The organism is Rhizobium sp. UFLA01-1127, from assembly GCF_059803845.1.
This window is the reverse complement of record NZ_JAUQTZ010000063.1, coordinates 20,369-33,145: the sequence shown is the minus strand read 5'-3', so window position 1 is coordinate 33,145 and position 12,777 is coordinate 20,369. Positions and strand designations below refer to the sequence as shown.

Here is a 12,777-nt window from a genome sequence, read left to right as displayed (position 1 = left end):
ACCAAAACATCATACGCTGCTTTCCTGGCTATCGCCGCCGCCAAGATCTGGTTGCCATACTTTGTCAACATCACCTAGGTAGGTACCGTCCGGCTGCCGCATGAACACCCATGCGGTTTCTTCCGGGTTTCCAAGCGGCTGCTGCCAGAGGGATAAAGCCTTGCTTAATCCCGTCGCCGGTTGGAATGACTTGGCCGTATGACGGTTTCTAAGGCGGAAGGTGTCCTGCCCCACTGGCAGGAACTCCCAAGTCATACATTTCCAACTCCAATGATCATAAAGAACGATCTCGTTCCCGTCGCCGCGATTGGCACTGTATGGGCGCAGGTTCTTTCCCGTCTGAATGTTCTGGATTGCGGATCAGTCCTGGTCAAAGGGCATATCCGATGCCGGTGATGCGCTCGAGTTCGGCAAACAGCCTCTCCCCGGCCACAGCGTTGTTTGCAGCGTCCGATGTCTTTCCTTCCACTGGAGCACCGCGCAGTTCCATGAACCCGCCTGGCCCATAGTAGCCGCCTGGCTTCACCGCATTGGACGTCGCAGCCATAAGTGTCGGCCACGCGCCCTTATCCGGATTCTGAAGCAGCGGATATAGCAGGATTCCCGCGATCTTCGTCGTGATCACGGTCGGGCCGAACAGGTTCGTCTTGGCTGCTCCCGGATGTGAGATGACCGAAAGCAGTCGGTCGCCGGCTCGACGTTGCAGCTCACGAGCAAAGAGAATGTTCGCGAGCTTGGTCTTGCCATAGACGCGCATAGGGTTGTAGCCGCCTGTCGACTCCAGATCGGTAAGCGGGACGGGATTGCCCATCTTGTGCGTGGCGGAGGAAACGGTAACGACCCGCGGACTGCTGCTCTGCAGAAGCAACGGAAGCAGCAGGCCCGTCAAACGATATGGTCCAATCACGTTCGTCGCAAACTGCAGTTCGTGACCGTCGATGCTGACTTCTCGTTTGGGCAATCCCATGATGCCGGCATTGTTGATCAGCATGTCAAGCTGCCCGTATTGATCCGCGGCAAACTTCGACACGGAGTCGGGTACCGAAAGATCCAGGATCCCGGTCTGTAGTTTCGCCTTGGGGACGATCTCTCTAATGCGCTGTGCGGCATCATCCCCCTTTGACTTGCTGCGTGCGGCGATGACCACTTCGGCCCCTGCCCGTGCCAGCTCCAACGCAGTGTTCCAACCAATGCCGCTATTTGCACCCGTCACGATGACGCGCTTTCCTGCCTGCGACGGGATGTCGTCTGTCGACCATTTCTTTGTCACTTATGAATCCTTCAAAGTCATTCGGGACATGCCTGATGGATTCATATTGACATAAAATACGTATTTTGTCACGACGATTTTTAATTGCTGGATAGGGATCAGAACAAGAGCAGTCCGAAATCGCACGCTAAGGCCGAACGGAGCATGAACAAAGCCGTAGCTCAGATTCGGGACATCGATCTCTGTGGATTGCCATCGACATGTGCTAATTTTTGAAGTTCACAGCATCGGCATCAGAAGCCCACCTTGTAAGACAAGAAAAACGGAGCGTGTGTTGCGCTGGCATGCAGCATACGCTCCGTCCATCAGCCTGCAGGGTGCAGGTTCCTAAATGGTGCTTAGCGTCATTTCGGTGGGGAAAATGCTCCAGCAGCCTGCCGGCTTGTTGCGGCTGACGATGTGCTCACGTCTCTGGCTTGCGCCGCGGTACCACGCTGTCTGTCGGTCCACTCAGGAGGCGCGCCCACATTTCCTGCAATCAGACCGGGGACCCCTGGCGTACGTCCATATGCCTCGCAAGCCACATACTTCGCTCGACCGCCGAGCGAGGACCTTATTTTCTGGCCCGATGGGATCGATATGCTGAGACCCTTCGGTTCCTTCCCGGAGATGAGGAGTTTCGAGAAATCATCGCTGAACTTCGAAGCGAGTCCATACGCGTCGCCCACTTGAGAAACCCGCGGATCGTTCTGTATGGGATTGGCCCCCCTCGCCCAGACAATCGCCGCGCGTTGTGTCCGGGTGCTATCCATGGCCTCCGCTTCGACTGCGAGACCGCCCAAACCGAAGGGAAGACGGGGAATGCCGATCGGGACATTCGAAGGCATGACAGCACCGCTGCCCAAAGATACCACCGTCGATACTCCTGCCATTGTCCTGTTGGTCGGAACGACATCGGTGATCACCGCACGAACGAGGAGATCGGCCGGCTGATCTTCCGTCACCATCTGATACTTGTCGCTCAGATTTACACAAAGCGCGCGATCAAGAGCATTAGCGACGAGTCTTTGGTCGGAGACCTTCGTTACACGTGTGGCAGCCTTGTATGTAAAGGTGGTCGGAATGATCTTGACGGTCTTCACAGAAGCAAGTCCCGGTCCGTCGACATAGGTTCTCGACTTCGACAGCTTGCCCTTCGACGGACCGAGATGTTCGGATGACGTCAACGTGCTGGCGTCGCTGAGATTGACTGAGGCGCAGTTGGCGAGCCCCAGCGCGACTGGTGAGATGGCGGCAGCAATTTTTAGATATCTCATCTGTGCATCACCAGCGGTCAGAAAAGATTGCGATAGAGATTGGTTCAGACACGGGCCAATAGCTCCAAGAACGATTGTCGATGGCGAGACATTCGAGCTAGACATTTGCAACAGAATTACGCGGAAGGCCTCATTTGAAAGAATTATGCTTTCGACAAATCTTGCTGAAGATCGACAAACGCGCGACGGACGCCGGAATTCCACTGGTCAAGAGGCACGGAGCATGGTCAAGCACGTCGGCCGGAATTCCACTGGTCAAGAGGCACGGAGCATGGTCAAGCACGTCGGCCGCAATCCCATAGGAAGACTTCCAAATGTCTTACTCCGAGATAGTGTTCGCATATGCTCGGAGTCTCCTCGATGCAAAGAACGGCTAGCTCTTCATGATCAGGATCGCCAGGGGACCGGCGAGAAGGACTGCAATGATGAATAGTGACTGCAGAAGAGCAAAGATCTTTCGCCGGATGTAATGACGTTTACCCATTCAAGCATCTCCAGAAACGGTTTTTCAAGCCGCTGCAGATTGTCCTTGGAGAATTGCCACAGTCTTACATGCGAGTCGCGGCCGCGGCTTTCTGATGTCAAAGTCTGATCCTGACCGTGGTGCCATCGGGGGAACTGTCCATGATGACCCGTCCGCCGTGGTTGTTGACAATCTGGCGAACAAGGCTCAGACCAAGACCAGCGCCCTTGTTTCGCGGAGTAACGCGGTAGAATGGCTCGAACACGCGCTCCTGTTGGTCTTCCGGTATTCCCGATCCCGCGTCGGACACGACAATCGTTCCATCCCTTTCGACAGCCACGGAAATCGCTCCCTTCCCGCCGCCATGGTCGATGGCATTTTGAACGAGGTTGCTGACGGCGCGCGGCAAAGTCGTGAGATTTGCGTGCACCTCAAACTCTCCGACGTGGTTTTCAAACGAGATATCGTAGCCGGCGGCAATCGCGAGAGGAGCCAGGTTGGCGACAACCGTGCGGACCATGACCACAAGATCGATCGTCTCATAGAGATCGGGCGACTGATCGTTTCGCTCGAACGCGAGTAGCTGTTCAGCTGTCGCGCTCAACCTCGCAACATCGTCCATCAATCGCTGACGCTCCCGCCCTTCTGTCAAACCCTCGATGCGGGTCTGCATGATTGCTATCGGCGTCCTCAGCTCGTGTGCTGCATCGATCAGAAAGCGTCGGCGCGATTGAAACTGCTCTTCCAGACGCTCCAGGATGCTATTGAACGCGACAATTAGTGGAGAAACCTCCTTTGGAACGCCCTTCAAGGGCAATCGCGACCCCGGCTGCTGGGGGTCGATGTCAGGCGCCTTTCGGACCACGGACTTCAAGGCCGCCAACGCGTTGCCGACAACACGAGGGACGGTCAGGAATATGGCAGGCAACGCGATAACGAGAAGTGGAATGTAGATCGGATAGGTTCCGACCAGCATTGCGACGAAGGTCAGCCGCCTGTCGGGATTTCCACCATACATCACACGAACCTCCCCGAACCGCGTGTCGACGGTGTCGATCGAGGCCGCTTCATTCGACACAGAAGAATCTCTGATGTCCGCGTCCTTGATGAGGCGCACATACCGGGCAAGGTCTCCGTAGGCCGCGGGAATCTTTCCATAGCTGGCCGAATGACCGTCTCTGTCGACCGCATAGAACCAGAGGTCTGGATGGTCACCTTTCAGAGATTTCAGATCGGGGCTATCCCTTACCACCAACTGGCCCTGGGGGTCGTGCTCGAGCGACAGGTACAGAGCATCCTTGAGCCTGTGCTCCAATCCCACGTTTGGCGAAAGGATCATCGCGCCGTAGACACAGAGCCCCACAATCACCGCGGCGACGACAGCGACGAAGACAATGCTGAGCCGCCAGCTCAGTGTCCACCAAAGCGACGTGTTTTCCTCGTCCATCAGTCTTCCCTCAGTAGGAATCCTACGCCTCGTATGTTGTGAATGGAGACGCCCGCACCCGCGTCGGCCAATCGTTTGCGCAACCGGGAGAGATGTGCGTCCAGGGCGTTCGACTGGATCTCCTCCTCGTAGTTGTAGACTGCAGCCTCCAGCACCGAACGAAGCACTGTTTTGCCGCGGCGCTTCGCAAGAGCGACCAGGGCATGAAGCTCGCGTCTTGGAACATCGATCGGCTCCGAATCAATCGTCACGTTGAGATGCAAGGGATCTATCCGAAGCCTTCCGACGATTATCTGTGGCTCGGCAATGCTGACTGGTCTGCGCAGGACTGCCCGCAATCGCGCGAGCAGCTCTTCCACCAGAAACGGCTTTCCCAGATAGTCATCCGCGCCCGTATCCAGTCCTTCGATGCGTTCCACCGGTTCGTTTCTTGCGGTCAGGACGATGATCGGCGTGTTTGACCCGGTTCGGCGCAGTTTGGGGATGAAGGTCAAGCCCTCTCCATCGGGCAGACGCCGGTCGAGAAGGATTGCGTCGTAGCTATGCTGACGCACAAGCTCGGCGGCATCTGCGAGCAGCATCGTGTGATCGATGATGATCCCCTGCTTTCCGAGTGCAGTGGCAAGCGCCTCGGCCATATTCTGCTCGTCTTCGATCAACAATAGTCTCATGAACTCACCATCAGTTTCGGCAGTTCCTCATCGCCTTGAAGTATTACGACAGATTTACGGCGATGTCGGCCCAGACGGGTAATTCTGTCGCAATAGTCGATGTTCGAGCGCTCCAGCCAGCTAGCTGTTGAGTTGCGCGAGATTTTGATCCGCATTTTCATTTTGGGCTGAGCCAGCTTGGAAAATTCAACCATTTGAAATAATTGATCATTCTAAGCTTTTGCTGGCCTTGGCCAAACGCAAAAACGGATTAAATCATCACGGAAATCAACAATCAGCCCTTGAGAGCGAGGCCATCAAGCTCATGAATCGGATTATCAGGGAGCCAATCAGTCCGGCATCAGCCTGAGAATTCGATAGCCGAGCGATAGACCTTGAGCGCCTTGATGAGATTCGAACCACCGACTACACCATACCAAGTACTTGAAATGGAACGATCTGGGCCACGCAGAATGCACGAAATCAAGGGTTTTCAATGGCCGATTTAGTTGCTATGTTCCCTTTTTGTTTCCCAAAGGATAGGCAATTCGGATGGCGAACATTGCCACTTTGACGCGCGGCAGGAACGCGACAGCGACATAGGCGTATGTGCAGATAATTCGAAGAGGGCCATGATGCGGTTGCAAACTGAACCCGACACCGAATGGAAGAACATCTTTCAGCTCTGGCTTGAGAGCGGTGAGGTTCTGCCGCTGAAAGTCGCCAAAAATTCCTGGAGCGCCGAAGCTGGTCACTTTCTGATTGTATCAAGTATCGATAGTGATGGATTTCAGGGCGCAGAATCGAAACAAGAGCCAATCCACAGGCCTGCTCGAAGCTGAAAGCGATGGAAAACCGGTCCGCTACCCCCGAAACACTGCTGAATGTCGCGCCAGTCGTCACCGCGCCGGCGCGGCAATTACTGTGGCGACATCCGCCTCAGTCGCTGCGGGCCGTGGAACGATGGCCCTGCCCTCGGGCAAGCGCAACAAAACGCTGCTTGACCTCGGCAAACAGTGCCGGTGGCAATGGCCCGTAATAGCCGCTTTCGCGGTCGACCTGTCGAATATCGGGGCCAGGCCAGACAAAGCGGTTGCTTTCGGTCAGGACAATCCACGAGCGCTCGTCATCAAGGCCAAGGCGGCGTTTGGTCGCCGGTGGAATCTCGATGGCGTCGGCCGGATTGCTCGGCGGCGAATGGGTGATCGGCAAGACGCGCACGACCGGAACTCCGTCATCAAGCACGGTGACGATCGCCAGCACCAGGCTCGGCCGGTCCTTGTCGCCCTCCTCTCGTCCCTCAAGGTGATGGCGGTGCCAGAGATAGGAATAACGGAAAACCCAGCCGACCTTCGGTTCAGTCGGCAGCATTCTTGTCCGTCAGCAGTTCGGCATTGAGATGATCGAGACCCAGGTCCATTTCGGATTTTTCCGCCGCGGCGATGTCCGCGTCGCCAAGCTCGGTCGTCAGTTCGACGCGACGCTCTCGCCGCATCAGCCGAAGATAGTCCTCATAGGCAATGAGCACCGTACGGGGCCGACCGTTCTTAGTGATGATCACCGGCTCGCGAACCGCGGCATCTTGAAAGGCGCCAAAATTCTTCGACACCGCTGCAGCCGTTACCGTCGCTGTCATGCGCATTCTCCTTTTTCCCTAATATACGGATTTCCCGGAAATCCCGCAAGAAGAAAGCGAGCAAAATGCGCCTGCTGAAATCCGCCACGACGATGTCCGAAGCGCGGTTGGCGCGCGCGCAGGCGCTTGATGCGCTCGATGCCATCCTGCCCTTCGCCCGCCGCGATCAACTTGCCGCGCTGCTGACCGACGAAGACGTTGCCACACTAAAACATCTGGCCAAAGAGGGTACGCAAAGTTGAGTTATAGAAACGAGGGCTATAACTCCTGCGCTGGAGTTGGACGCAATCTGGCTGGCCGCATTTTACCTACGATCGTGAACCGCTCCAGCAACTCGAGCGGCAATTTGGGGTTTGAGTAGCAACGGAACAGAAAACCGACACAAGGCCGCTGCCTTGCAGAACCATGACGGCAGGGAGCTTATCGACTGAAGCCCGTGGCGCTCCTCGGAGCCCCATCAAGGCTTCGATTTCACAAGGCGAACCGCTAGATTGAAGCCTTTGCTATGGCCATCAGGAACTCCCGTCATAAAATCAACGAAGTAAATTAGGCCCATTCCCGCGGAGGAACTTGTCCAATAAGGGCTCTCCATATCGTCGGATGGTCCGATGTCGGGAAATGCGACGACATCCACTGCAGGCGTGCCGCATTTGTCATCGACTAAACTGAAGAGCTCACTAACAGAAGGGAGACGCCAACCATTACCCGTGCTCTTGGAAATTTTTGACGCTTCCTCAAAGTTCAAGGAACTGGGCTCTCCAAGACAGCCTTTGCCTTTCTCCCAATGCGTGCCAACACTGCAACGCATCCAGATCAGGCCGGTTTTCTTGTCGTACACTTCACCCTCATCAAGTGTGAACCGGGAGGATGGTCTGTTTTTTAGTTGACCTGGGCAGGTGGCGAGAGCAGGCGACGCAAGTGAATTGGCGATGACCAGCACGATGCAAGCGATAGTTCTCATTTGCTTCTCCGACGAAGGCGCGCTTGGTCTCGTCCCAAGCGATACGCGCTACTCAGCGAAATGAGGTAGACAGCCGGTCCATATTTGTCCAATACTATGTTTATGAATAATGATATCTCTAAAGATATGAATGACGCGATTCCGGAGATTGATCTCCGGCAGTTGCGCTCGTTTGTAGCCGTTGCGCGGCGGGGCCATTTCGGGAAAGCCGCAGCCTATCTCGGTGTCGCGCAACCACCCCTAAGCCAGCAGATTCAGCGCCTGGAGGGGCGTGTCGGCTATCCCCTTTTTGATCGCAAAGGGCGAGGGATTGTGCTGACACCAGCAGGCAAAGCTCTATTAACGACGGCGACACGGGCCTTGTCTCAGGTCTCGGAAGGTCTCGAGGAAGCACGGCGTATTGGCCGGGGCGAAGCGGGATTTTTACGGGTAGGGTTTGCAGGGTCTGTGGCCCTGACGGTTCTTCCCCCTGTCATACAAGCATTTCGAGACAGATACCCCGCCGTAAACATTGAGCTCGTTGAAAAGACTACGACGCCACAGATTGCGGACCTTCGCTCTGGAATGCTGGATGTTGGCTTTCTCCGAGAGGCCCCGCCGCGTGATTCGGATCTCGCCCACTCAACGATCTACCGTGAGCCCTTGATCGCTCTCCTTCCGCGCAGTCACGCCCTTGCGCAGCGATCATCCATTGCGCCCGGAGAATTGGCTCAGGAATCCTTTGTCACATTTCATGAAGCAAGTGGCCCTGCCTTCTATCAACGCATTCTTCGTGTTTGCCACATTGCCGGCTTTATGCCGCATGTGGCGCAAGTTACCGGAGAGTGGCTCACCATCGCCGGTTTGGTGGCGGCGGGTGTGGGAGTTTCAATCGCGCCCGAATGTATTGCCCACATTCGCCTACCCGGCTTGGCTTTCGTCCGTCTGGAAACGAAGGACACGGTCGAGATAACCTTAGCATGGCGTCAAGGCGATATGACTCAGACAATTTCTAATTTTTCTGAAATCGCAATGGAGGTTGGACTGTCTCTACTTGGTTAAGGACAACCGCTTGAGGATTGCCGATTGTTGATCATTGAAGGAAGAGGAGCCGATCCATGACGATTTCAATACCCGCCTGAAGCGACATGCGCTCAGCGGCTTAAGGGAAGAAAGAAAGTTCGAGCCACATGATCTCCCTTCCCTCGGCTATCCGGCTCGACCATGCTCAGCTCATGGCACTTCTGGCTGGTTTGGATTGGAAGAAGATCCGCCCAGCGACGATCAGGAGACCGCGCTCCACGGGCGCAACGAGGAATGTATCAACGAGATGCTCGCCGCGAAAGTCGCCTGACTGTTGGCCAACCTGTGCGCGCCGGCGTCGGCACGACCGGGATTTTCATCATATGCCAGCACTTGCCCACACATTTAGTCGAAGGGATTATCGATATAGACCCGATCCACGAGCTTCAGACTGCGATCGGGCTGCACGATGTATGTCTCCCGCACCCGCTCGCCCCACTGATCAGTGAATGTGTGGGGAAGAATGCTGCCGACGGGTGACTTTTGTAATCGTTGTCGCGGCTGCCCGCCGTAGGTAATGCTTCCCGGAATTGGCTCCAGCCCTTCTGTGCTGGTTTGGCAGGCTGCAAGCATGGCAGCCAAAGCCGTCATAGCAATTATTCTTTTCATCACATCCTCCAATCTCGCTCCGATACGCCAAACCAGACGTGAGTATTGCGGTTCCAGGAGGCAAGGCCTTGCGCCTATGCAGTCCAGGGCCATCGCTGGGTCTGACTTGCCATGCCAACCATGAATGACAGCATAGCCTGCTGGCTAACGCTGTACTCGTGTCTTCGACCCTTATTAGCCAATCTGGCCATCGTTTTGAGGCCGACATGCAATTGGAACTGCACAAGCCGCTTCAGAGGAATCGGCCACAGTTCGCCTGCTCGGGTCAACATAGCGATTTCTTGCGACAGGGCGCTGTCGCAGTCTGAAACCAAGCGGAAACTGTCTCCCCGATCCAGAGACATCAGGCGAGCCGACGGGAAAGCGCAATGGTATTTTGCAGATGCCCGTGAAGCTCCTGCCCTTGCAAACGGCGAGGCGGACGAGACCCAATGTGACCAACTTCACATTCCCCCGGAAGTGAACGTTAAGGACATGAAACCGTCCACGCCAGCTTCACGCATGGCGTCGGCATGCGCAGTGGCTTTGTAATCGGCATGCTGGGGCACCCTATCATCGGGGATCAGGGTCATGACCGCGGAAGCTGGCTTGATCCATTATGCCTCGGGCTGAGAGCGTGGCCGACCTCATGCAAGGTAACTTGCCGACAAATAGCGACTTTCGCCGGTCTCAGGCGCGGTCGCCTAGCATCCGCAGGAAATCGACATCGTCGCCAATCAGTGCGTCTATGATGCTATCCGCGATGCACCGTCGGATCATCGGGAGTGCATCCCGGCCACCCTGCCAGAGGGTGGCAAGCTTTTCCGGCAACGGCAGGCTGAGACGCACCGCGATGCCGGCCTCCTGAAGCGCTTCGGCGTCGGCCCGGTGGAAACGGTTCAATTCCAGCGAAACGCCGTCTATGCCACCAGCTTGCATCGAGGCCACGATATCCACGGGGCGATGGTGAAGGATCGCTTCCGTCTGAAGCTGCGGCTCGACTTCCTTGACCCGCCGGAGATCGAGATGATCGAAAGAGGATATGGCGACATGATCGAAGGCATCCAGATCCCGCAGGGTTCCGACCATGATATCGATCAGGCGATCCGGCCGTTCTGGCTCCTTCATCTCGATCGCCAGGCGCGTATCCGTCTGTTTGGCCCATAGGACGGTATCGGCAAGCGTCGGCACGCGAATACCGGAAAAGCGCGGCTCGAATTTCGCGCCAGCATCGAGCGAAAGAATATGCTCGAGATCATGATCGGCAACGAAGCCGAAGCCGTCGGTCGTGCGCTGCAGCGTGCGATCATGCATGACGACGATCCGGTCGTCGCGCGTCAGCATGAGGTCAATTTCGCACTCGTTGGCGCCGGCATCCACCGCCTGTTGGAAGGCAAGGAGGGTATTTTCCGGGAAGCGCCGGCTGAACCCGCGATGGGCGGCGATACGCAGCGAGCCGTGACGGGCGGCGTGAAGGGGCAAAGGCAATGCAGATCTCCTTGAAATCGAATTTGCGACAATGGTCTGGAGCATGATGCCAAAAAGGGCGATCGGCCTTCGAACGACATTATGCCCTGCTTCTTTGAAGCCAGCTCTAGCTAGCGCAGCGTCGGATCGAAGGCATCGCGCAGATAGTCGCCGATCAGGCTGATCGACAATGAGAGAACGAAAATCACGATGCCCGGCAGGATCGCGATCCACCATTCGGTCATCACATAGTCACGGCCCGCTCCCACCATGCTGCCGAGACTGACGAGCGGCGGCTGGATGCCGAGCCCGAGGAAGCTCAGCGCCGATTCCTGCAGCAGGATCTCAGGCAGGACGACGGTCAGGTTGACGAGGACCACCGAAAGAATGTTCGGCAGCACATGCAGGAAGGCGATGCGCCCGGTTGCCGCGCCATTTCGCCTGAGGGCTGCAACATAGCCGCGCTCCAGCTCGAGCCCGGCCATGGTGCGCACTAGCCGCGCGTAGCGCTCCCAGCCGTAAAGGCCAAGCAATGTCATGAAGAGCCAGAGATTGTCGCCGAAGAAGGCGAGAACGGCGAGCGCGATGATCAGGAACGGCATCGACGCCTGGAAATCGACCGCAACGCGAATCAGCATGTCGGCAAATCCACGCCAAAAGGCGGCAAGAAGCCCGAGCACCGTGCCGAGCGCCAGGCTAATTGCCGAGGCCCCGAGCGCGATCAGCAGGCTCGTGCGCAGACCATAGAACATGCGGCTCAGGATATCCCGGCCAAGTTCGTCGGTGCCGAGAATGTGCTTGAGCGTGCCGCCGAAAAAGATCGGCGGCGCCTTGCGGGCATGAAGGTCGATCTGCATGAAGCCATGGGGCGCCAGTATGTTGGCGAAGACTGCGGCCACGACGAACACCGCAAGGACGGCGATGCAAAGCGCGGTCGTCAGATCGAGCCTGAGACCGCCGCGCCAGGCTTTCTCCGGTTTGGTCTTTAGAGGAGCATCGGCGCCGGCCGCTGTGTTCGCCATGGCTTTTCCCTTTCGAAATGACCGATCAGGCCGCGGACCGATGGCGCAAACGCGGATCGGCGAGAATATAGAGACAATCGATAATCAGGTTGGCGCTCACCATCGTCAGCGTAATCAGCAGCACGATGGTCTGCACGACGTTCAGATCGCGCTGGGCGACCGAGGAGACAAGAAAGCGCCCGACGCCTGGCCAGGCATAAACCGTCTCGACCACGGCCGCACCGCCGATCATGCCGCCGACGAGGAAACCGAGCATCGTAAGAAGCGGCAGGGCGGCGTTGGGCATGACATGCTGCCAAAGAACCGCACGTTCGCCAATCCGCTTGGAACGCGCCGCAAGGATGAAGCGCTGGCCCAACACCTCCAGCACGCTCGAACGGACGAAGCGGGCAATGATGCCGGCATTGTAAAGACCGATGACCAGAACCGGCATGACCAGATGCGCCAGGGTCAAACCGCCGCCGCTCGGCAGCAGCCGCAGGGAGACCGCGAAAAGCTGGATCAGCAGGATGGCGATCAGGAAATTCGGCAGCGAATGCATCAGCACGGCGAGCGCCATCACGAAGCGGTCGATGAGGCCGCCGCGGTTGCGTGCAGCCAGAATGCCGAAGGGCACGCCGGCGCCGAACGCCAATAGCAAGGCAGCGCCCATCAACTCCAGCGTTGCCGGGACTTTCGACAGAACCAGTGTCAAAGCGTCCTGCCCGTTGAGAAGCGACGTGCCGAAATCACCATGCAGAAGATGGCCGAGATAAGAGAAATACTGGATGTAGAGCGGCTGATCGAGACCCCATTGCCGTCGCATCAGCGCCACCACTTCCGGCGGCGTCTCGATGGGCAGCAGGGAATGCAGAGGGTCGCCGCTCACGCGCAGGATGACGAAGGTGAAGGTCATCGCCAGGAAGAGCGTGACGAGTGCTCTTAGAAACGCGCGCAGGATGGATTGAAGCATTGC

At 57.0% G+C, this 12,777-nt stretch carries 16 protein-coding genes and 1 pseudogene; 5 read left to right on the top strand and 12 right to left on the bottom strand.

All coding sequences use genetic code 11. The features are described from left to right. Positions 1 to 9: 9 nt before the first annotated feature. The 5 genes from Q4Q11_RS17195 to Q4Q11_RS17175 form a co-directional block, all read right to left on the bottom strand. Positions 10 to 255: a hypothetical protein gene (locus Q4Q11_RS17195; protein WP_498570248.1), complete on the bottom strand. Its 246-nt coding sequence runs from the start codon at positions 253 to 255 to the stop codon at positions 10 to 12. Positions 256 to 370: 115 nt separating this feature from the next. Then, complete coding sequence (locus Q4Q11_RS17190) at positions 371 to 1,270, bottom strand: oxidoreductase (protein ID WP_498570247.1); 900 nt, start codon at positions 1,268 to 1,270, stop codon at positions 371 to 373. A 344-nt stretch (positions 1,271 to 1,614) separates the two neighbouring features. Further along, on the bottom strand, positions 1,615 to 2,526 hold the full coding sequence (locus tag Q4Q11_RS17185) for a DUF3313 domain-containing protein (RefSeq protein ID WP_498570252.1): 912 nt from the start codon (positions 2,524 to 2,526) through the stop codon (positions 1,615 to 1,617). Between the two features lie 581 nt (positions 2,527 to 3,107). Beyond that, positions 3,108 to 4,436 (bottom strand): sensor histidine kinase, encoded by a 1,329-nt coding sequence (locus Q4Q11_RS17180; RefSeq protein ID WP_498570246.1) that lies wholly within the window; start codon positions 4,434 to 4,436, stop codon positions 3,108 to 3,110. After that, the gene (locus Q4Q11_RS17175) at positions 4,436 to 5,107 is read right to left on the bottom strand and encodes a response regulator transcription factor (protein WP_498570245.1); all 672 of its coding nucleotides are present in this window, start codon (positions 5,105 to 5,107) and stop codon (positions 4,436 to 4,438) included. Before Q4Q11_RS17175 ends, Q4Q11_RS17180 begins: the two co-directional genes overlap by 1 nt. A gap of 611 nt (positions 5,108 to 5,718) precedes the next feature. On the opposite strand from Q4Q11_RS17175, the gene Q4Q11_RS17170 reads away from it, so the two are divergent. Further along, positions 5,719 to 5,928 carry a hypothetical protein gene (locus tag Q4Q11_RS17170; protein WP_498570244.1) on the top strand — a complete coding sequence of 70 codons (210 nt, stop codon included), beginning with the start codon at positions 5,719 to 5,721 and terminating at the stop codon, positions 5,926 to 5,928. Positions 5,929 to 6,025: 97 nt separating this feature from the next. On the opposite strand, the gene Q4Q11_RS17165 is transcribed toward Q4Q11_RS17170, so the two are convergent. Both Q4Q11_RS17165 and Q4Q11_RS17160 read right to left on the bottom strand, forming a co-directional pair. Further along, complete coding sequence (locus tag Q4Q11_RS17165) at positions 6,026 to 6,457, bottom strand: plasmid maintenance toxin (PemK-like) (protein ID WP_113224089.1); 432 nt, start codon at positions 6,455 to 6,457, stop codon at positions 6,026 to 6,028. Further along, the gene (locus Q4Q11_RS17160; RefSeq protein ID WP_112508746.1) at positions 6,444 to 6,722 is read right to left on the bottom strand and encodes a type II toxin-antitoxin system Phd/YefM family antitoxin; all 279 of its coding nucleotides are present in this window, start codon (positions 6,720 to 6,722) and stop codon (positions 6,444 to 6,446) included. The genes Q4Q11_RS17165 and Q4Q11_RS17160 overlap by 14 nt, the downstream gene beginning before the upstream one ends. Before the next feature lie 65 nt (positions 6,723 to 6,787). On the opposite strand from Q4Q11_RS17160, the pseudogene Q4Q11_RS17155 reads away from it, so the two are divergent. Continuing rightward, positions 6,788 to 6,952, top strand: a pseudogene (locus Q4Q11_RS17155) (integrase); the annotation flags it as partial. Between the two features lie 37 nt (positions 6,953 to 6,989). After that, the gene (locus Q4Q11_RS17150) at positions 6,990 to 7,079 is read left to right on the top strand and encodes a DUF4172 domain-containing protein (protein ID WP_498570251.1); all 90 of its coding nucleotides are present in this window, start codon (positions 6,990 to 6,992) and stop codon (positions 7,077 to 7,079) included. A gap of 100 nt (positions 7,080 to 7,179) precedes the next feature. Here the strand turns inward: Q4Q11_RS17150 and Q4Q11_RS17145 are convergent, their stop codons facing one another. Beyond that, the gene (locus Q4Q11_RS17145) at positions 7,180 to 7,683 is read right to left on the bottom strand and encodes an Lcl C-terminal domain-containing protein (RefSeq protein WP_498570243.1); all 504 of its coding nucleotides are present in this window, start codon (positions 7,681 to 7,683) and stop codon (positions 7,180 to 7,182) included. A 102-nt stretch (positions 7,684 to 7,785) separates the two neighbouring features. Here Q4Q11_RS17145 and Q4Q11_RS17140 point away from each other — a divergent pair, with 102 nt between their 5' ends. Further along, complete coding sequence (locus Q4Q11_RS17140) at positions 7,786 to 8,724, top strand: LysR family transcriptional regulator (RefSeq protein WP_498570242.1); 939 nt, start codon at positions 7,786 to 7,788, stop codon at positions 8,722 to 8,724. Between the two features lie 34 nt (positions 8,725 to 8,758). After that, positions 8,759 to 9,016: a hypothetical protein gene (locus Q4Q11_RS17135; protein WP_498570241.1), complete on the top strand. Its 258-nt coding sequence runs from the start codon at positions 8,759 to 8,761 to the stop codon at positions 9,014 to 9,016. Positions 9,017 to 9,090: 74 nt separating this feature from the next. Here Q4Q11_RS17135 and Q4Q11_RS17130 read toward each other — a convergent pair whose 3' ends face one another. The 4 genes from Q4Q11_RS17130 to Q4Q11_RS17115 all read right to left on the bottom strand — a co-directional run bounded on the left by Q4Q11_RS17130 (position 9,091) and on the right by Q4Q11_RS17115 (position 12,774). Beyond that, complete coding sequence (locus Q4Q11_RS17130) at positions 9,091 to 9,336, bottom strand: hypothetical protein (RefSeq protein ID WP_498570250.1); 246 nt, start codon at positions 9,334 to 9,336, stop codon at positions 9,091 to 9,093. A gap of 687 nt (positions 9,337 to 10,023) precedes the next feature. Continuing rightward, positions 10,024 to 10,821, bottom strand: coding sequence for a glycerophosphodiester phosphodiesterase (locus tag Q4Q11_RS17125; protein WP_498570240.1), 798 nt, complete (start codon positions 10,819 to 10,821; stop codon positions 10,024 to 10,026). A 110-nt stretch (positions 10,822 to 10,931) separates the two neighbouring features. Next, a complete protein-coding gene (locus tag Q4Q11_RS17120; protein WP_498570239.1) occupies positions 10,932 to 11,822 on the bottom strand; it encodes an ABC transporter permease in 891 nt (296 codons plus the stop codon). A 25-nt stretch (positions 11,823 to 11,847) separates the two neighbouring features. Further along, entirely contained in the window at positions 11,848 to 12,774 is a 927-nt protein-coding gene (locus Q4Q11_RS17115) for an ABC transporter permease (protein ID WP_112508728.1), read from the bottom strand. Positions 12,775 to 12,777 lie beyond the last annotated feature (3 nt).